The following is an 18,771-nucleotide window of genomic DNA, read 5'->3' as shown; positions in this document are numbered from 1 at the left end:
CGACCTCACAGAATTGCGGCAGCCTTGGTCAGGAACCAGATGATGATCACCACCAGCAGGGCACCGATGCCGACCACTGCACCCAAGTCCTTCCAGGTCTTACGCTGGTTTTGCACGTCGGCGTACACGGTCAACGAGTGCCAGGCCACACCCAAGAAAGCGAGTAGGGCGATCAGCAGACCGAGCAGGATGCCGCCGTCGTAGGCATAGTTTTTGATCGTCTCGATCAACCCGGATCCTTCGCCGCGCGAGGGGGCTTCCATGGTGGGGAGCTCGGCAAAAGCCAGGCTTGGGCCGAGTACCAGGAGCAGACCGATCAAGCGCAGGCTGGCACGATCACGCAGGTTGTTTTTCAGGGGGGCAAAGCACTTGAGCATGGCGGCGATCTCCTGGATTAGGACAGGGTGAAGAACATCAGAACGAGTAGGGCGAGCAGCACGCGAGCGGTGCTGCCACCGAAGGCACCGAAGCGCACACTGCCGGTCGCCCATCCCCGGTAGGCCGTCCACATCACCCAGGCACACCAGAGCAAAGCCAGGACCAGAACCAGGGACAGCCAGAGGGTCGAACTGCTCTGTGCCGAAAAGCCGGAGGCGTTTTGGAACGCTGAGCTCTGCGCGTCAGTCATGCTCATGGCGACGGCTCCGTGGGCAGTGTGTCGAGACGGTAATCACCGACCAGCTCAGTGGGATCGCGGGGTTGAGCACGGGAGGGAGACAGGTAGCCCTGAACGCCTTGGCGAATGCGTTGGAGGTCTTGAGTCAGCCGGGGATAGTCGAAGCGATAGCGCTCGACTGATTCAGCCGCGCTGGCTGTCGCAGCTCGTGTCGTAAGACGCTCGATAGTGTCGAGCTGCTGCAGAATCAGAATGAATTGACTCTGTTCATGAGTGGAGTCGGCATAGCTGCTTCCATGGACGGCTATGACGAGTAGTAATAAGCAGCGAACGACGGTATTTGGCATGATGCTGGTCCATATGAATCTGGAAACAGAATCAAGTAAGAGGTCGAATTATTCCGTAAGAAACCTGAGGTCTGAGGAATCGCTTTTTCTGGGGAAGGGCTGGGGATGTTTACATTACCGCTAATGTGGTCCTTCGATCTTTGGTGGAGGGAGCGGGGCTGCTGGGAAATTGCACTCTCGATGAGTTTTGTTGATGACAATATCGTCACAACCCACTTTCCGTGAACACCATGTCGGGCCTGCTGATATGCTTTTCAGGAGGCTCTGACCCGACTCTCTCAGGATCAATCACAAATCACCGCCATTCCTGACAGAGAGTACCCATGGTCACCGCAATCCGCCGCGCTACATCCCTTCGCCCTGGACAATTTCGGCACCTGAGTCGCGTTGCATCTGTCACGTGTCGAATGCCAGAGAGGGACGTACTTTTACTTTGGCTTACTCATACAACCGGCATTCGCGTTACCGAGCTGGCTTTGCTGGAGATTGCCGACGTGTTTCATCCCAGTGGTGCTATCAAGCCCGAGATGTACTTGTGCGCAGAAATCACCAAGGGTTGCCGGCCGCGAAACGTTTATTTGACTCATGCCCGGTGCCTAGCTGGTCTCGATGTTTGGTTTGAGGTGCGTTCCCGTCGCAGCTGGGGGCTTTCCGGTACTGATGAGTATCGATGGTTCCGACCTACATCGAAGTTGGTCACGACTCACAAGGGACAGGCTTTTAAACTGGCCTTCAAACATCGGGAACTGGACAGTGGGCCAGAGGTTTATCGGGCGTGTGATTCGCTTCAACAGATCATCAGCAGGCTCTACCGACAGGCCGGTATTAAGCTGGGATCCTCCCACAGCGGCAGACGCTCGCTTGCTGCAAAAGTCCTGGCCGCAACCGGCAGTGTCGAGACAGTTCAGATCATTCTCGGGCACGCCTGTCTCGACCACAGCAAGCCGTATATGACTGTTGACATCGAGGTTATCCGCCGCGCTTTCGAGGTTGCACTAGCATAGTGATATCGGTAACTGTATCCGCTAGTCAGCATTAATAAGGAAACGAAATTTATGACGACTTATGGACGACAGTCACTACCTATCATTGCGACAATTCTGCTATCGGCCTGCGGCGGGGATAAGGCTCACGATTCGAGCCCGCAGGACCGAATGACAAGGGAAGCGGCGTGCGTGGCTGCATCAGAGCGCTTCGCTCTATATGACGATGCAAAAAAACATTTTGCTCATGGCATGGATGCGGCTTCGGACTACTTTAGGTCGTCTGGCAAACCTGCCCAGTTCCCTAAAATGATCAACGTAGCTCGATCATCGCTCGTTTCAAAGCCCAATGAATTCGTGGCTACTCTGATCTCGACAATGTGCAACGGCCAAGTGACAGTCGGGCAGGTAGCTGATTTTTAGGCGCTAAATGAATGCCTGTATCAAGAATCACAGTGTTAAGGGAAAGGATCGCTGCACACCACCGGCCCTTGATTGGGCCTTTTGCAGTACCAGGGTGCGCCTTTCGCGTCCGAGAACTGACATGGAAAGCCTGAATGCGATATGCAGACGTCAATGGGGTGAAGTCAGAGGCACAGCCTAAAACGCGGGCGTTATGCCGCGCTTGCGGCGGTGAGGTTGTCGCAAAATGCGGCAAACATGTCATTTGGCATTGGTCTCATATTTCCTTGGCCACCTGTGATCGGTGGTGGGAAACAGAAACTGAATGGCATCGTCGATGGAAGGATCGGTTCCCGAAGGACTGGCAAGAAGTCGTTCAATACGACGCACTGACGGGGGAAAAGCACATCGCCGATGTTCGTACAAGACATGGTGTAGTCGTGGAGTTTCAGCGCTCGACTATCGAGCCTTCCGAAGTAAAAGATCGCGAGAGCTTCCACCAGCGAATGGTATGGGTAATCGATGGGGCAAAAAATGAATCTGACTGCGTGAACTTCTCGAATATGCGCACCCGTCCTGATGACAATGGTTTTGCAGTTTTTCAGTGGTATGGCAGGAGCAAATTGTTTCACCGCTGGCATACAACAACACCAGTATTCATCGACTTTGGTGATCAGTATGGGTTTTGGCGAGTGTGTAGGTTCGATCCCCAAAACAAAAAGGGAGTAGCGCTTCTGGTAGATCGTTCACTGTTCACCGCAGCGTTGATTGAAGGGACGTCAGATTTTAGTAGAAATGGTGGGCCAGCATCCGCCTTTTGATAGATAGGCAAATTGCACAAGGAAAACGCCCCGTGTTCTGGATCTTCCGCAAGAAAACTCCTACGCAAAAGGCATTTGGAGTTCTCCAGCGCCAATGTCGCCGCTCGCCGTCTGTAGAACAAATCGGTGCAGGGGTGGTGATTGATGTGCTCCATGGTGGGTTCAGCAAGGAGTTCGGTAGCCTGAGCGAGTTTTGCAACCTGTCTCGCACGGTTCAAAGTGAATACATGAGGCGGTTAGCGCAAATGCAGGGCCACAAACAAACCAAGCTTGGCACCGATCTGTTTGGCTTGTGGGTCATCTCTGCCCAAGTTGAAGATACTGTGACGCATTATGCAGTCGAGAAAATTATGAAGCAGTTCTCTCGTCAAGCCAGCAGCGTTAAGTCATAGGAAAAGCCGCTCCACCGCCAGCCCGCCAATGCGCGGGCTAAGCCCGTAGGAGAGGACTACTTTCGCGTCCACGTTTACAAGGGGATCAGCATTATGAGCATTGCTACCTGCCGCATCTGCGGGCTTCTTTATGTGTCGTCTTTGGTAGAGGATCAAAAAACTCACGCTGCTATTCATAAAAAGCTAGCAAGCGGTTCACAGCCGCAGAAGGTTCGGGACTTTTCCAAAGCCTTTGGCTGGGCGGTAGCTCATAACGATGGCGGTCTTGAGCGAATGAAAGATCAGCATGACCCTGAACTCGGTAAGCTGGTAGTCGCATTTTCTTGGTGGAGTCGCGCTCTTTCGAATGGTGTCCAGGTGAAGGACTTTGACAGTTACATGGAGGCTCACCTTGCATTTGCCGATTCACTCGTCAGTGGTATAGACGTGGATAAAACCAGCGCAGCGATCAAAAAATGGGAAAGGTTCGCAGGCTGATCACCAGCTAGAGGAAACCACGGCTATGACCATGCGCACGTATGAATACTTTGCTTGCCCCAACGGCCACTAGGGCGAAGAGAAAACCACCGAGAACGATCAGCCATATTCGAAGTGCTGGGAGAGTATTTTGATCAAGGGCCTCAGAAACGGGCCAGATGGCAGCTACCTATGCGAAGTGTGCGGGTTGCTGATGTCTCGCGTCCCGAAGCCATCCACATAGGAAACGACCATGTCATTCCCAAAGATCCACCAGCACAATTCACACGTCACGGCCGATCCGATCATATCGGACTACGTTCGCGAGCAGTAGCAACGGCTTCATATCGGATGGCTTACTCATGTTCGACCACCAATGTAAGTCGATAACAGGTCGATACGGCCGAGTCCCAACTCGTAGCTGATTTGCACTCGGGCATCCTGATCTAGGCGTCGGTCGAGTTGGTAGCAACGGCCACCGTTGATGGGCGCAAGATGATGAGTGCTCTGCTCATAGCGTTCGCACGCATAGGCGGCCCGAAGCTCGTGGAAGCCTTTGAGGTTGTGCGAATGGAGGATCTCTCGTGCGGGGCGGACGATTTGCCGTTGTAAATCGACATAGCTTTCGTTCGGTGCAAGCAGATTGCGGCTACCGTTGGGTGAAACCTGTTCGGCAAATTTCAGCGCGTCACGAATAGGATCATTTACCGTAATCCAACGAAGCGCCGACGCACGTGAGCGGCCACCTTGGATGCCATCTCGGATGTTGATTTTGCCGTAGTGTTCGGTCTCATGTTTTAGGCGCGGTAGGTCGGCCAAAATGGCCTCGCGCAAGCGCATGCCGGTGGCTCGCGCCAACTGAACGATGGCCGCCGCGCGCGGCATTTGGTGTTCGCAGAGCACGTCGACGATCCGCTTCACCTGCTCATGGTCTTGGCCTTGCGGCGTCGAGCGATGAACACTGGTACGCCGCATTCCCAAGGCCTTACTCGGGCTTGGCACCGCCACAGACTGATCGCCGCGAAGCGCCGCCATAGTCCGGTTCACGCTGGACAACCGGTTTTGCGCGGTGGCGATGCCGATAGCGCCTTGTTCAACTTGTTGGCGAAGATGCCCTGCGTAGTCCAGCAAGGTCTGCCGATCTACCTGTCGCGCATCGTTAAACCCCGGCCCATCCTCCGAACGACACCAGCGGACAAACGCCTGCCAGCGATCACTGTGCGCCTTGACCGTGGCGTAATGCCCGCCGCCAAAAAGATCGCGCAAGGCTTGCGGTCCGGCATAACTCAGTTGTCGGCCATAGCCAAAATTGCGCCCATCTCGTCTACCAACCAATGCCATGATCAAACTCCTCTCGAAGCCAAACACCTGTGAGGGTTGTCCACTAACGCGGGACTGGCGGCTCCTTACGACCGGGAACTTGGGCCTCTCATGAGCTGGCCTCCTGAACACTTCCGCAGATAAGCATTCGTGTCGCACTCAGAGATATTTTTTGAATGTCGCCGTCGTGATGGCCATGGCGACCCCGAGCATCACGGCGCAAGGCAGAAGTACCGCCATTGGGTTGAGCGAAAAGGGTAGGGACAGGTAAAGGATCCAGGGCACGATCAGCAGTGGGATGACCGCTCGCTTGGCCCGATGATAGACAAAGCTGCTTTCGCGCCCAGCGCCGAATTTACGCAGGTCGCGGCGCATCAAACCATCGATGAAGCCGGTGAACATGGCCAGCAGAAGCAGGGGGGTCGCCAAGACCAGAATGGTCAGACGCACCACGAAAGTGAAAGTGACATACACCGCCGCCAGTACAAAATCCTCGATGCTCACATACAGCTGATTGAGCCCGCTCCAGATACCTTTGTCCTGGCTCGACGCCCGCGCCTGCTGGGCGAAATCCGTAAAACCGGTCTTGACCAGTAACCACTGCTGGAGGAAATCCAGCCACTGGACAATCGTCTGTCCAGGCTGTTGGATAATCAGTGAGGATGTGAAGTGCTCACTGAGCCAGCCCAGTTCGCTGCTCAGCATCGCCTGACTGTGTCGCCAGCCTTGAGCACCCCAGAACAGCAGCAGACCGACCCACTCGATCAGAATCGAGAACAGCAACGAGGCGATCAGCAAACCGATGACGTGCAGGACCAGGTTAATCGCCGAGACGATTAGCCCTGGGCGCTGGATGGGTTGCGGTGGAGGGTTCTGAGCTGAAGTCATCCTTCTTGACTCCGCGAGATGCACTGCAGGGCCGACGGCGTCATGGGGCCTCCTGAGCAGGAACACTTGCATCCACCGCTGAAGAAGTGCGTGGAGGCGTAACCCGATCTGGATCGAAGTCGAGCGTCGGGCCGCCGCCACTGGCACTCCACCAGTGACCCGCCTGTTCGTTGTAGCTGGCGCGCATCCGCTGGGTAAGCTCCTGCAGATCCTTGGGCATCGCATCGTCGGGAGAGGGTCTGGGCAGTGGCATACGGACTTTCCAGAGCTGCCCGCCCACCTGGAAGGAGAACATTTGCCCCTTTGGCAAGCTGACGATGTGAGCCGGCTCGATCAGGGGCACGCAGGTGCTGCTGACCCGATCTTGGGAGGACGAAGTGAAATCCGTATTCGCCTCAGGATCGGAGGTGTCGGTGGCGCCCGACACCAGGGTTTTGGTCAGCACGTTGACCTTGGGCAACTGCTGGGTGAGCAGTTCAGCGGTGGCGGTTTCGCGCACACGGAGCATCTGCAGGGTGTTGAAATTGCCGATCACCTGGCCAGCTTTGGCGCGGTTGCCGATACGTGCTTCGATATCACTGAGGGTCTGGGTGTAGGCGGTTACCTGGATACCGGCACCGCCGCCCTTATTGATCAGCGGGATGAATTCATCACCCATCAACTCGTTGAACTCATCGGCGTGGAGGTTGATCGGCAACTTGTCACTGTTGTTACCCGATTGGGGCAGGCCATGGTCGATGCCGTGTTTGTAGATGTGTCCGGCGACCGAGACCAAGTCGGCGAACATGGAGTTGCCTACAGCGGCGGCCACCTCGGCGTCGGTCAGCGCATCCAGACCGACGTAGACGATGCCGCGCTTACGGATGATCTGCATCCAGTCGAAGATTGGTCGCGGGTCATCTAAATCGGTGTAGTTGGGGGCCAGTAACTGGGCGGTCTTGCCGGTGGTGAGTTTTTCCAGCAGCGGCAGCAGCGAAGCGACGATTTTGTCGAAGTAAGTACGGTCATATCGTACCGCCGAACGCAGTCCATCCAGCACCGGATCAAATACCCGCCTCACCGCCAGGTACTGCTCAATGGCCACCACACGCTTTTCGCGCCCGATCATATGCCGGGGGATGTTCTTCTCGGTGAGCTTGCCTTCAAGCTGAACGATCACCTCCCACGCCTTCGGGTCGGTCTTGGCGAAAAACTGCTGGGCGTACTCGATGAACAGTGCGTCGATGTTGACCACATGCCGTTGGATCTGCAGGTAGTCCGGACGCCGGCCTAACTCGATCAGGGCACGGGCGATGATGTTGACGAAACGCCAGGCAAACTCGCGAAAGGCCGCGGAGTTACCTTCGCCGCTGAGCTGCCCGGCGATGCGTGACGCCACTTCCGAGATACGCCCGAAGCGTCCCACGGCGTTGTAACGAGCGGAGATCTCCGGCCAGCCTAGATGGAAAACATAGAACTCCTTATCCCGACCGGCCCGCTTGGCTTCAACGTACATCCGTTTGAGCAAGTCGGCATCGCCCTTCGGATCGAAGACGATGACCACCTCATGTTCGATGCGATGAATGTCCTGGGTGATATACACCTCGGCGAGCCGCGTCTTGCCGACACGGGTCGTGCCCAGCACCAGTGTGTGTCCGACCCGTTCGCCCAGCGGCAGACTGACTTCCGTTTCGTCGGGCTCGACCCCATGCAGCAGCGGCGAGCCACCTACCGGGGGCAAAGGGCGCAACGGATTGAAGGCACTGTCCCAAGCCGTGACTCGGGCCAATGTCGAGAGCGGAAACGGTGCGTATTCCAGGCGTCGTTCGAGTTCACGGGCCAGGCGATAGCTGGTCGGTTGGTCGACATAGTGAGCAACAGCCGGATCCTGGGCCTCGACCAAGCGCTGGGTGTGCAGGCGGGTCCAGCGAAAGCCGCGCCCCATAAACAAACGCTTACGGCTGACCGGAATCTGCCGACTGGTCAGCTCGTAGCGGGGCAGCCGGCGGATATTGCGCCGATAACGCAGCACTTCCCAGGCTTGGCGCAGGCGGATCAAGCCGAACAGGGTATAGGCCAACGCCGCAACCAGACCGATCTCGGGTGACAGGGCCACGGCCCAGGGTGAGTACGCGCACAGCACTGTAGCGGCGATGCAGATCGCTACGGTATACAGTTCCACCGCTGGCCGGAGCTTGGACTCCATTGCATGCTCGGCCATGACCTGGACTCACTGTTCCAGTGAGGTGGCGGTGATCAAGACGGGGTAGTGCTTAATCAGCAGACGGGTGGCGATGTCGTTGCCGTTGACCGGCAGGATGGTGATGCCCGGAGCGGCTGCTCGAATCCGGGCCAGGGCTTCAGTATCGGTCACTTCGACGGCGAGGCCGGCCGCGCCCATTTCCTGCAGTTCAGCCGCACGTTGACGCAACCAAGCCAGTGAGTGGGGATCCTCACCGACCAGGAAAAATGGTCGCAAGCCCGGCATGTTCAGGGCGCGGGACGTGATCTGGCCGGGGCTCAAGTGAGAGCTGTGGACGGGCAGTATCCAGGTTTCATCGGCAACCGTGGACAGGTCCGCATGCATGGCCCGATCAGGCTGAGTCTTGTTGTTGATTGGCGGTCTGGAAACTTGAAAATGGGGCCGGGTGAAGTCGCTAGGCTGATCCCTAGCTACGGTCAGTTCCGACTGGGCGAAAGGTGCGAAGAGCAGGATGAAATAACAGGTAAGGGGGATTCGCTTCATGGCGGTGTGCCTTGTTCGAAGGAAACCAGCAGTCGTTCAAGTTGCCGGGAAAAACCTGCGCGGTAACGTGCGGCCAGCGCTCCTCCCGCCGGGCGGTGATAGCGTCCGGCCGCTGACACCCAATCACCGGTGGCGGCGTGATGCTCCTGCAACAGCGCGGCGGTCACGGCGAGATTTCGGTAGGGGTCGAGGGCTACGCAGGGGCTGGAAAAACGTTGTCCGTGGTAACCCAAGTTGGTTTGCCCAAGTCCGGCATCGACCCGCTTGGCGTCATGGTGGGCGAGCGCCTGAAGTAAGGCGTGACAGGCGGCCTGGCGAGTGGCGAAGCGGTAGGGTGTTCCGGCGATGTTCAGCGTCCAGGGCCAGGGCAGCAGTCGACCACGGACGCGGATACCACTCTCCTGCAGGGCAATCGCGAACAGCACCGTAGAAGGGATGTCGGCGTCATGTGCCGCCAATTGGTAAGCGGGAGGCGGAAGTTCGTCAGCCTGGCCGGCGAGCATCGTCAGCAGGAGCGCAATACCACTCAGTCGAGGCGTTGCCATTGTCCATTTACCTGTTGAAATGTGGCAGGCAAGGATCCCGGGGCACCGAGGCTGAACCAGCGACCACGGTCATGGTTCAAGGTGATCTGTCGTCGTTGGACCTTGGCCGGATCGATGTCTGCTTGCCGAGCCCAGCTACGCACGCGTTCATCCTCACCTTGGCTGCCCACCAGGAAGATATCGAACGCCGTGTCACTGCTTTGCAGACGCTGTGCTTCGGCGGTGCACGCTGGGCAGTGGTCCTCCACAAACAGGGCCTGGCGCGGCACGACCGCTGAGCTGGCAGGGGACGGGGATGCCATGCCCTGGATCGGCAGCAGCCCGGGAAACAGCTTGGCCCAGGCCGCGGTGTAAGCGTTTTGGTAGGCCAACTCGCGCTCGGCGCGTTTGGCTTCCAGCGCTACCTGTAATTCGGCATAGCGCTGGCGCTCTTGGTCGGTCTGGGCCTCAACCCCAAGTGCGGTCAACGGATCGAGGTTCGGGCTCCAGAAACCGCGTGGACCGGCTTGGATCTGTTCGAAGCGAGTCCACTCCTGCTCCGTCAGCCCCCAGCTTGCCGCCTGTTCAGACTGAGAGCGCCCCAGCGGAGCGGACTGTGTGTCCTGGATCCGTGACTGTGTCGTGACGGGGTTACCCATCGCAACGCCCATGGCCAGTAGCGAAGCGAGACAGACAACGGTGGGCAATAGCGCTCTGTTCATGATCGCTTCTCAAGGGAGATGCACGGTCTGGTCTGGCTGAGCGGCCACCGCGAAGATGGCTGCGTTCGGCCCCAGCACTTTCAGGTGCCAGGCGCCGAGCTGCTCGCCGCTATGCAGCAGCCGAACATCCATAAGCGAGCGACTGTCATGAGGAGCGACCGCTAGAAAGCGCTCACCACCGCGGGACTCGACGCTCAACACCGAGAACGGTGGCGAGAGTGGGTCAGGTTTAGGGCGAGCCGTTTTTTTCGGCTTGGCTCTGGCAGTCGATGGTGGAGTTGATGGCTGGGTCTTGAGCTCCAGGAGCTGTTGCTCGACTTGCTCAAGGCGTGCGCGTAGCGCGGTCATGTCCGCTGCGGTGGCACGGGCTGCCAGACCGTCGCGCAGTTCCTGTATTTCTTGCGCCCACTGGTCCAGCATCGGATCGAGGGTATTGGCCTGTTGCTCACCGGAATCGACCATTTGCTTTAGGTCTTTCAGCGCGTACTGCAGTTTTTCCTGTGCATCCTTGAGCGCGTTTGAATCAAGTCGCAGGGTGTCCAGGGTTTGTCGGTATTGCGTGTTCATGTTCTGCAGTTCGGCCACGCGTTGATACTGGTTATACAAACTACCGCTCAGGCCGGCAATCGCTAGGCAAAGTAAGCCGACAATGAGGGTTTGAAACGTTGAGGCTTTCATGGACGCACCTCCAACTGATGCGACGAGCCTGGTGTGACCCGCACGATGCCAACATCAGCTTTCTGCCGTTCGAAGCAGACCGAACGGCTGACTTCATCGGTTGTGAGTTGCCAGGCGGGGCCAGCCAGCACTTGCAGCGCGCTGCGCAAAGAGATCGGGCCGAGCCGGTAATGGGCTGCGGGTAGAGGCCGGGTAAAAAGCACCTTCACCGAAGTGGAAACTGGACAGAGCGAATAGCCCGAGCGCCGCAAGACGTGCTGCAACGCCTCCTGCACCGAAGGGCTCAGGCTGGACGGGATGCTCACGTCGATGATCTGGACGAGAAGATCGCGTTGTTCCGTGGTGGGCTCGGTGCTGACCAGCGTATAGCGGCCATAGCGAAGTTCTGGCGGATGACTTTCTTCAGCGGTGACTGTCGAGAACTGGGCCCGATTGGAGCCGTTGTCGATCGCTGGATCGGTCGGCAATGGGGTGGGGATTTGCCCGGTACAGGCGCTCAGCAACCCCAACAGGCAGACAGGCGTGAAAAAACGCTCCATGGAAAAGCCTCATGTCAGATTCAGTGCAGAACCTGACATGAGGTGAAGGAGCGATTCAGTGAGAAAGTTGATTCAAGACGGGTCGTGTTAAAGCAGAACACGTTGTTACTCATCAAAAACGGCGAGCCCATCCAAGACGGCAGCGTCGGGGTCGAAGATCAACAATCGCACATCTGCCAATGCTGCGAGATACAGTACGTTGACTAAGGCTTCCGGCGTGCCGGCGTCGAGTTGTTCTTGTTTGAGGGTTGAATAAGGTTTGCCGTCAATGTTCTGCACGTTGTCGTCCGTCCATGGTGTGCCGATCAGTTTGCAACCGATGCAATCCGGCAACGCGAACAGTTCGAACAAGAGGCCAGTTTGCCTCGGAACGAAGTGACTGACCCACGCCTCCAGATACAGCATCGCTTCTTCGGGAATGTGTGCGGTACTGATCTCCCAGGCTCGGCTGTAGTGTCCCGTTTCGAAGACTAGGCGATGGACCATAGCTTGGGCTTCTTCTAGGGAGTACAGGTCGCCGACGTGATGCCGCTCTTTGAGCACTTCTCCCATCACGGCGTAAATCACTTGGCGCACCAGACCGGTGGATTGGCAGCGTTCATCCAACTCATCCGGAATGAATTGGCCTTCGCTGATCAAGGCGAAATCGTCATTGAACAGGCAGGGGAACAGTTGCAGCTCATCGTCGGGCAGATGGGCCTGTGAGTCGTGTACGGGTCGAAAGCAGGGAGGGCAGTCGTCTTCGTAGGTGATCAGTAGCAATCGTTCGATATGCAGGTTGTCGTAGCCGCGAGCAAATGGGTTGGAGGCCGGCAGCAGGGCTGGAGCTTGATGTGTAGGGTTCATGAAGGTTCTCCAGAATGAAAGTGAACAAGGCGCCCGAAGGCGCCTGCGAGGGTTAAAGCCAGCCGTATTCGGCCAGGGAGAGCGGATGACCTTCACCGACGATGAAGTGATCCAGTACGCGCACTTCGATCAAGGCCAAGGCCTCCTTCAGCCGTGCGGTCAAGGCGCGATCCGCCTGACTGGGTTCCGTACACCCAGAGGGATGGTTGTGCACAAAAATGGCGGCTGCAGCGTTATGTGCGAGAGAGCGCTTAACGACTTGGCGGGGGTAAACGCTGGCGGCATCAATGCTGCCGTGAAAGAGGATTTCGAACGCCAGCACGCGGTGCTGGGCATCGAGAAAAATCACACCGAAGACTTCATGCTCCTGTTGTACAAGATGCAGTTTTAGGTATGAGGCCACGGCGCCAGGTGACGTCAGGTTAGGGCCGCGGGCGAACAGCCGACGATCCAGAATATGCAGTGCCTCGTCGATCAGCTGGTTTTCGTGGACGATACGATCAGCCTCGAAATCCGAGGTTTCAATCAGGGTGAATTGGGTGTTCATGGTGGTACCTCCGAAGGGAATAATCAGGGGTACACGCCCGAGGGGAGCGGTGTCCCCTAGGTGGAAATAGAGTCGCGGGCATTAGCCGATGACGCGCTGTTTACAGCCGGGTGAATCGGTGACGTTGACCGTGTAGGGGTGAGCCACAACCGCCGCAGGGCAATGGGGAAAAGGCTTTTGTTCCCCAGCCGGTTTCGGGATCGAAGTCGGCACTGATGGGCATTAAGCGAACCAGTCCACGCTGGATACCGGCGATGCGTTTCTCGATTTCATCCGTCGTGTAGTAGAGCGATAACGTGCTGTAGTCCTCGTAAGCCGCAGCGAACAAACAGTCGTCGCAAAGCCAGAAGGATTCCATGTGGATTCTCCTGTGCGGATTGAAGAAAAGGCGCTCGAGGGAGCGCCTTGATGTGGAACATCGTGGACTATTCAGGCGGACTGAACGGTACGGGTGGCATCACGGCGGGCCGTGCGGGGAGCAGCTGGAGATTCAGGTTCGACCCGAGTTTCTATTGGGTTTTCACTCTCCTCAACTTCGGCATCAGCCGATGATGGGGATGACTCACTGGTGGGCGCTTGCTCAGCAGGTGCTGTTGCTTCCTGCCTGGCGGGCGCTTTGTACTCGAATGTGCCGTCGACCTTGATCCAGTCGATGAACAGCAAACGACCTTTCAGACTGGCGCCTGGTTGACCTTGTTTATCGCCTTTCTCGTAGAGAAACGGATCGATCCACAGGTCGCCAATACGGAACGAAAGCAAGACTTTTTTCTCGGCCTTGACGGCGTCCATATAAAGACGAATCAAGCGTTCAGCTTCACCCCCCGCGACTTTGCAGTCGAAGCGGGTGTACTCCACCGCATCGGTGGCGCCGTGCAGGGCGGCGATATCGCAGGCCATAAATGGCTGGCCGCGGCGGACTTGGACTTCACGAACACGATTGAGGTAACCGATACCGACGGTGTGCAGGTTGAAGTAAGTGGTCGCTTCTTGGGATTGGTTGGCGTGGGCCATGGTGGTTCTCCTGTTTCAAGGGGAACGGCGACGCACAGGCCCTGACGGGGAAGTGAGCCCCCGTCAGGGTGGGTAAGGTGAAGGCGAGCGATGAAGGACTTGGTACCGGCAAGCCAATGACGAGCAGAACTTTGCGTCTGGGGGAATAGCGATGCAGCAGAGGAACGTCTGCGGTAGTGGTCCGCAAACCTGGGGTAGTGGGCATTCATCACCGCTGAAGCGGTAACCGTGCGAGCTTCCGAACGCTGATCACACTTGGGTAAACCACCACGAACGTGGCGTAGCCTTGAAGGTTCTGGCTACCTGGGCTGGGCTGTCAACGACAGCGAACCACGCCCTTTGTATAAGCCCGTTACAGGGGAGCGTCAAGACGCTGCAACCCAGTTTTTTATGGCCGGAACTCAGTGGCAGTCACTGGAATGAAGAAAATGAAGAGTGAGCCTGACGGGTCGCCAGGCGAGGAAGAGAAAAGCCACCTTTGACGGTCTTGTGCAGTCGACAAGCTCCTCGCAAAGCTTGGTTTAACTGCATCATGATTCGCCAACCGACCCTTGTCGTGGCCTGGGTCGGAACATGCTGGCACGCATCCGCGCACAAAGGGTGCCCAGTGTTTCCCCGGTGGGCTCCGGGGCTGAATACGATCGCCGAGGCGGATGACCGCTATTGCCTGGTAGAGGCAACAGTGGTCATCCGCCACCACGATCAGGTGGAGCACAAAACGGGAATGTAATCCCGCAGAGGAGAAGGCTCCGAACTCTAAGAGTTCGACCGAGCTACCCGGAGCGAATCGGTCTTGGGTCGCCGTTGGCGATGATCCTGAGGCACTACAGCAGAGAGGGTGGGATGACGTCAAGGCAGAGTGCGTTGCCTTAAAGGTCGCCCCAATATTCAAGTTGATCTTCAATGGGGAGTCATGGGCGCCGCACATCTTTGCTGATCGGCACAGTGCCCTTGCAGTCGGGGTAGTGGGAGCACGACCAGAACGACCCTGATTTTCCCTTTCGCCTGAACATTGAGGTGTTGCAAATGGGGCAGACCGGGCTGGCTTCGACAGGTAAGGCTAAAGTAAGTGAGCCGTAGTGTGCGACCAACTGCGCAATCCAATTCGCCTGCTTGGCGACGAACGCATCAAGGGTCAGACGTCCTGCTTCGATTTCGTCCAGAGCCTGTTCCCAGACTGCGGTCATACCCGGATCTGCAACCGCTGTTGGTACCGCTTCGATCAGGGTATGGGCCGCCGCCGAGGCCATTAAGGCGCGTTTTTTCTTCAGCAAATAACCGCGATCAATCAACCCCTTGATGATGCTGGCTCGCGTGGCTTCGGTACCGATACCGGTGGTGTCCCGAAGTTTCTGTTTCAGGCGTGGATCGTTGACCAGCTTGGCCACATTTTTCATCGCCTTGATCAGATCGCCCTCAGTGAGAGGTTTGGGGGCGGCGGTGCGCATGGACTTGAGTTCGACGTCGTCCACTGCGCACTGAGTACCTTGTTGCAAGACGGGTAAGACCTGGGACTTGTGATTGGGCTCATCCTTCTCGGTGTTTTCGTAGAGCAAGCCTTTCCAGCCCTGAACCAGGATCTGTTTGCCAACAGCGGTCAATCGCTCTGCGCCACACTCCAGTTCGACCTGGGTCCGATCAAACTCATGGTGCGGAAGAAATTGCGCGAGGTAGTGGCTACGGATCAGTTCGTAGACTTGGCGCTCTTGTTCAGACATCCGCGCAAGGTTGGCCGACTCGGTGGTGGGGATGATGCCGTGGTGCGCGGTGACCTTGTCATCGTTCCATACCCGTGAGCGCAGTGATCGATCGAGGCTTCCGAGTGCGTGCCGCAGTGCGGGATCCGTTTTGAGCAGGGCATCGAATACCGCGGGTACCTCGTCGAACATACTCGCTGGCAAATAGCGGCAATCGCTGCGCGGGTAGGTGGTGGCTTTGTGGGTTTCATACAGGGCTTGGGCGATGTTTAGGGTTTCCTGAACGCCGAGCCCCAGCTTGCGCGAGCAGATTTCCTGCAGGGTACTCAGGTCGAAGGGCAGTGGCGGTGGTTCTCGGGAATGCTCAGTCTGCAGCGAGAGTACTGTGGCGGCGCAACCGTCAATGATTGTTTGGACTGCCTGACGTGCAATCTCGCGCTGAAGGCAACGACCGGCTTCATCTCGTCCTGAGCTGGGTGGTAACCACGATGCGATAAATGGTTGCCCCGTGGAGGACAGGTGCACATCCACTTCCCAGTAGGGCACCGAGACGAAGCTGGCAATCGCACGATCCCGATCGACCACCAGACGTAAGGTGGGTGTCTGGACGCGTCCCACTGACAACACGCCATCGTAGCCTGTTCGTCGACCAAGAAGGGTAAACAAACGACTGAGGTTCATGCCGATCAGCCAGTCGGCGCGGCTGCGGGCGAGGGCTGAGTGGTAGAGTGGGTAGGTCTCCTGACCAGACTTCAGCGAGGACAGTGCCCTGCGAATCGACGCCTCGTTGAGTGCGGACAGCCAGAGGCGCTGAACAGGGCCTCGATACTTGCAGAGCTCCAGCAATTCTCGGGCAATCATTTCACCTTCGCGATCGGCGTCGGTGGCGATGACGACGGTGGCCGCTTCACTGAGCAGGCGCTTGATGACTTTGAACTGTGCCGCAGTCTTGGGTTTGACCTCGACCTGCCACTGCGCGGGAATGATGGGTAGATGATCCAACGACCAGTTCTTGTACTGCATGCCATAGGCTTCGGGAGGGGCCGTCTCCAGCAGGTGGCCGATACACCAGGTGACGGTTGTCTCGGGTCCGATCAGGCAGCCATCGCTGCGCCGGCTAGCTCCGAGAACCTTGGCAATGTCACGACCTTGGGACGGTTTCTCACAGAGGAAGAGGCGCATAGAACTGCTCCGGATTGAGTTCGGAGCAGCGTTGTTGGAAACCGCAGGTGAGGGATATGAGAAACCTGAATCGAAGGATCTTCATATTAGTCAGTCAGGGCCGCCAGGTATGGGACGAGGTTGCACCCCCGTCGCATCCCGACGACAGTGTGCATATTCACGAGCAGAGAGTGAAAATGGCTCAGCAACTTCACGCAAAGGCGCAATTTTTATGCCTGAAGTCTGTCAGTCTGTAGGTGGTTGCCCTCTGCTTTTTCTGGGTTTCGACGCAGGTGAACTGGCGCGCTCTGTGTTTTGCCCGACGGGTGTCGCAGATGCTGCCGGTTCAGTGGAGCGTTCCCGCATGACTACATTGTGCACGCGGTGAGGCAGGATGCCGACGCGGCGGGCCTCGATCTTGAAGGTGACCCGCGCATTGTCTTCGCTGTCCTCCCACTCATCGCGTACGGTGCGGCCTTCGACCAGCACACGCATGCCTTTCTGATACAGCGTGCCCCAGTGTTCAGCATCGCGGTGCCAGAGCTCAACCGGCGCCCAGTAGCCACCTCGATCTTCATAGCTGCCTTCGCGTGGCACGGGGTTGTCGAAATACACATTCAGCCGTAGCAAACGCCGTGGCTCGTCATTGCCTGATGGAAATTCCTGGAACTCTGGCGCACTGCCGATATTGCCTTCACCGACGAAAAAAGTACTCATCCTAATACCTCCACTGCTGGTGTGAACTGGCGCAGCAGCCGTTCGGCACTGGCCAATTTGATCGCGCAGGTCGAGGCCTGGCGGTAGAGCGAATGCACTACGCTCATCTGCAGGTTCAGTGCAATGCGCTCGCCTTCGAAACGGTGCAATCCCTCGCGTACGACTTGCGGCAGGGCTTGGTTGCAGACTTGGCGTTCCCAGACCGCAACCCCCATACGGGCGAAGTCACGGCTGCGCCAACGCAAAAAAGTGCTGCCCACGCTGGTGTTCTGCAGCACCAATCGAATATCCAAGTGTGAGTAAGGGGGCTGTCCGGCTTGCTGCACAACAGCCTCCATCAGATGACATAACTGCGCCTCGATTTCCCTCGCCACCTGCGCCAGGTGCTCCAACTCACCCTTACCCTTAAAGGGCTTTAAAAGGCCTTTTAGGGAGGCGGCGTGTTCGAGCTGTCGATAGGCATCGCTTGTCAACACATCGAAGGGCATTGGTTGAGCCGAAGTCAGGGGATTCATGCTTCGTCCTCCGGCTCATCCACCGTTGCAGATAGCTCTCCCGTTTCCTCTGCCAACGCGTCAGCGTCATCCACTGCCACAGCGCCCCGCCGAATGATCGGCGGCGCGAACTGGGAGCGGCGATGCCCCTCAAGGATGTCCATGGGAGGCAAACCCAATTTCTCGATGGCCGCAATGGCACGGGCGTTGTTCGCCGCCATGTCATCGCGGGTTACGCCGCCATGCCGATAGCGCTGCGCCTGGCCGAATAGGCTGCGCAGCAGATGGGCGCCGTCGTCGATCCAGGCTTCCATGTCGGTGCGGCCGATCAAGGCGGTGTGATGGGCCAATAGGGTCCGGCGCACCAGGGTGTCATAGTCGGTCAGCAGGTAGACCGCCAGAAAACCCAGCTGACTGCCGATGTACAACGGCAAGGTGACGGGGTGGATGTTGAGGTTGTCGCCCATGTCGATTTGTGTCGGCAGGTCCTGCCTGATCCGATCCAGTTGCTGAGTCAGTTCCAGCATTCCAGCTTTGGCCTGCATCAGTTTTTCTTCGAGTTGCACGATGGCCCAGTCGGCATAGGGATCGTCCTGGGCCGCGGTTTGTTTGATCAGGTTGGTGACACTGATGTAGCCGGCCATGCCCATGATCGAGTGGACGCCTTCGCGTGCGGTTCGGCCTTGCCAGATACGGGCAGCGTGGTGGGTGTGCAGGGTCAGGGTGATGCTGCTACGCAATGAGCCCAGGTTGAGTTGGTAGTGATCGGCCACGGTGTTGTCCTCGCATCGGCTTGGACGGGAACGTTGTGACAGATGATCGTCAAGAGCAGCCAAAAAGCTGAATGCGGTCTGTTCGGTTTGGTGTGAGAGGGTTCATTTCGAA

The 18,771-nt window shown here is 57.6% G+C and carries 23 protein-coding genes; 4 read left to right on the top strand and 19 right to left on the bottom strand.

The features are described 5' to 3' along the window. Positions 1–5 precede the first annotated feature (5 nt). Genes AB3226_RS00470 through AB3226_RS00460 form a run of 3 tightly spaced genes read right to left on the bottom strand, consistent with a single transcriptional unit; the run spans position 6 to position 963 of the window. A complete protein-coding gene (locus AB3226_RS00470) occupies positions 6–377 on the bottom strand; it encodes a TIGR03745 family integrating conjugative element membrane protein (protein ID WP_108538393.1) in 372 nt (123 codons plus the stop codon). 17 nt (positions 378–394) lie between these two features. Then, positions 395–634: a TIGR03758 family integrating conjugative element protein gene (locus AB3226_RS00465; protein WP_122513574.1), complete on the bottom strand. Its 240-nt coding sequence runs from the start codon at positions 632–634 to the stop codon at positions 395–397. Further along, the gene (locus tag AB3226_RS00460; RefSeq protein ID WP_367371537.1) at positions 631–963 is read right to left on the bottom strand and encodes an RAQPRD family integrative conjugative element protein; all 333 of its coding nucleotides are present in this window, start codon (positions 961–963) and stop codon (positions 631–633) included. Before AB3226_RS00460 ends, AB3226_RS00465 begins: the two co-directional genes overlap by 4 nt. 323 nt (positions 964–1,286) lie before the next feature. Here AB3226_RS00460 and AB3226_RS00455 point away from each other — a divergent pair, with 323 nt between their 5' ends. The 4 genes from AB3226_RS00455 (at position 1,287) to AB3226_RS00440 (ending at position 4,038) form a co-directional block, all read left to right on the top strand. Beyond that, positions 1,287–1,967, top strand: coding sequence for a tyrosine-type recombinase/integrase (locus AB3226_RS00455; protein WP_367371536.1), 681 nt, complete (start codon positions 1,287–1,289; stop codon positions 1,965–1,967). 536 nt (positions 1,968–2,503) lie between these two features. Further along, positions 2,504–3,169 carry a competence protein CoiA gene (locus AB3226_RS00450; RefSeq protein ID WP_367371535.1) on the top strand — a complete coding sequence of 222 codons (666 nt, stop codon included), beginning with the start codon at positions 2,504–2,506 and terminating at the stop codon, positions 3,167–3,169. 32 nt (positions 3,170–3,201) lie between these two features. Next, positions 3,202–3,561: a hypothetical protein gene (locus AB3226_RS00445; RefSeq protein ID WP_367371534.1), complete on the top strand. Its 360-nt coding sequence runs from the start codon at positions 3,202–3,204 to the stop codon at positions 3,559–3,561. Positions 3,562–3,654: 93 nt separating this feature from the next. Beyond that, positions 3,655–4,038: a hypothetical protein gene (locus AB3226_RS00440; RefSeq protein WP_367371533.1), complete on the top strand. Its 384-nt coding sequence runs from the start codon at positions 3,655–3,657 to the stop codon at positions 4,036–4,038. Positions 4,039–4,377: 339 nt separating this feature from the next. On the opposite strand, the gene AB3226_RS00435 is transcribed toward AB3226_RS00440, so the two are convergent. The 16 genes from AB3226_RS00435 to AB3226_RS00360 form a co-directional block, all read right to left on the bottom strand. Continuing rightward, positions 4,378–5,358: an integrase domain-containing protein gene (locus tag AB3226_RS00435; RefSeq protein WP_367371532.1), complete on the bottom strand. Its 981-nt coding sequence runs from the start codon at positions 5,356–5,358 to the stop codon at positions 4,378–4,380. 138 nt (positions 5,359–5,496) lie between these two features. Beyond that, positions 5,497–6,225: a TIGR03747 family integrating conjugative element membrane protein gene (locus AB3226_RS00430; protein ID WP_367375726.1), complete on the bottom strand. Its 729-nt coding sequence runs from the start codon at positions 6,223–6,225 to the stop codon at positions 5,497–5,499. Between the two features lie 40 nt (positions 6,226–6,265). Further along, positions 6,266–8,425, bottom strand: coding sequence for a type IV conjugative transfer system coupling protein TraD (gene traD / locus AB3226_RS00425; protein WP_367371531.1), 2,160 nt, complete (start codon positions 8,423–8,425; stop codon positions 6,266–6,268). 9 nt (positions 8,426–8,434) lie between these two features. After that, positions 8,435–8,950 (bottom strand): integrating conjugative element protein, encoded by a 516-nt coding sequence (locus AB3226_RS00420; protein ID WP_367371530.1) that lies wholly within the window; start codon positions 8,948–8,950, stop codon positions 8,435–8,437. Continuing rightward, the gene (locus AB3226_RS00415; protein WP_367371529.1) at positions 8,947–9,495 is read right to left on the bottom strand and encodes a lytic transglycosylase; all 549 of its coding nucleotides are present in this window, start codon (positions 9,493–9,495) and stop codon (positions 8,947–8,949) included. Before AB3226_RS00415 ends, AB3226_RS00420 begins: the two co-directional genes overlap by 4 nt. Further along, the gene (locus AB3226_RS00410; RefSeq protein WP_367371528.1) at positions 9,477–10,196 is read right to left on the bottom strand and encodes a TIGR03759 family integrating conjugative element protein; all 720 of its coding nucleotides are present in this window, start codon (positions 10,194–10,196) and stop codon (positions 9,477–9,479) included. The genes AB3226_RS00415 and AB3226_RS00410 overlap by 19 nt, the downstream gene beginning before the upstream one ends. A 9-nt stretch (positions 10,197–10,205) precedes the next feature. Further along, a complete protein-coding gene (locus AB3226_RS00405) occupies positions 10,206–10,874 on the bottom strand; it encodes a chemotaxis protein (protein WP_367371527.1) in 669 nt (222 codons plus the stop codon). After that, positions 10,871–11,413 (bottom strand): PilL N-terminal domain-containing protein, encoded by a 543-nt coding sequence (locus AB3226_RS00400; RefSeq protein ID WP_367371526.1) that lies wholly within the window; start codon positions 11,411–11,413, stop codon positions 10,871–10,873. The genes AB3226_RS00405 and AB3226_RS00400 overlap by 4 nt, the downstream gene beginning before the upstream one ends. A gap of 105 nt (positions 11,414–11,518) precedes the next feature. Beyond that, a complete protein-coding gene (locus AB3226_RS00395; protein WP_367371525.1) occupies positions 11,519–12,259 on the bottom strand; it encodes an ABC transporter substrate-binding protein in 741 nt (246 codons plus the stop codon). Between the two features lie 52 nt (positions 12,260–12,311). After that, on the bottom strand, positions 12,312–12,806 hold the full coding sequence (gene radC, locus AB3226_RS00390; protein ID WP_367371524.1) for a DNA repair protein RadC: 495 nt from the start codon (positions 12,804–12,806) through the stop codon (positions 12,312–12,314). A gap of 100 nt (positions 12,807–12,906) precedes the next feature. After that, on the bottom strand, positions 12,907–13,164 hold the full coding sequence (locus AB3226_RS00385) for a hypothetical protein (protein WP_367371523.1): 258 nt from the start codon (positions 13,162–13,164) through the stop codon (positions 12,907–12,909). 71 nt (positions 13,165–13,235) lie between these two features. Next, complete coding sequence (locus AB3226_RS00380) at positions 13,236–13,817, bottom strand: STY4534 family ICE replication protein (RefSeq protein WP_367371522.1); 582 nt, start codon at positions 13,815–13,817, stop codon at positions 13,236–13,238. A gap of 911 nt (positions 13,818–14,728) precedes the next feature. Then, positions 14,729–16,696 carry a DNA topoisomerase III gene (locus tag AB3226_RS00375; RefSeq protein WP_367371521.1) on the bottom strand — a complete coding sequence of 656 codons (1,968 nt, stop codon included), beginning with the start codon at positions 16,694–16,696 and terminating at the stop codon, positions 14,729–14,731. Positions 16,697–16,921: 225 nt separating this feature from the next. After that, positions 16,922–17,392 (bottom strand): single-stranded DNA-binding protein, encoded by a 471-nt coding sequence (locus AB3226_RS00370; protein WP_367371520.1) that lies wholly within the window; start codon positions 17,390–17,392, stop codon positions 16,922–16,924. Further along, on the bottom strand, positions 17,389–17,907 hold the full coding sequence (locus AB3226_RS00365) for a DUF3158 family protein (RefSeq protein WP_367371519.1): 519 nt from the start codon (positions 17,905–17,907) through the stop codon (positions 17,389–17,391). Before AB3226_RS00365 ends, AB3226_RS00370 begins: the two co-directional genes overlap by 4 nt. Further along, the gene (locus AB3226_RS00360) at positions 17,904–18,659 is read right to left on the bottom strand and encodes a PFL_4669 family integrating conjugative element protein (protein ID WP_367371518.1); all 756 of its coding nucleotides are present in this window, start codon (positions 18,657–18,659) and stop codon (positions 17,904–17,906) included. Before AB3226_RS00360 ends, AB3226_RS00365 begins: the two co-directional genes overlap by 4 nt. Between the last annotated feature and the right edge of the window lie 112 nt (positions 18,660–18,771).

This window comes from Pseudomonas lini (assembly GCF_964063345.1).
In the GTDB taxonomy this organism is placed as follows: domain Bacteria; phylum Pseudomonadota; class Gammaproteobacteria; order Pseudomonadales; family Pseudomonadaceae; genus Aquipseudomonas; species Aquipseudomonas lini_B.
This window is presented reverse-complemented; position numbering and strand designations above follow the sequence as displayed.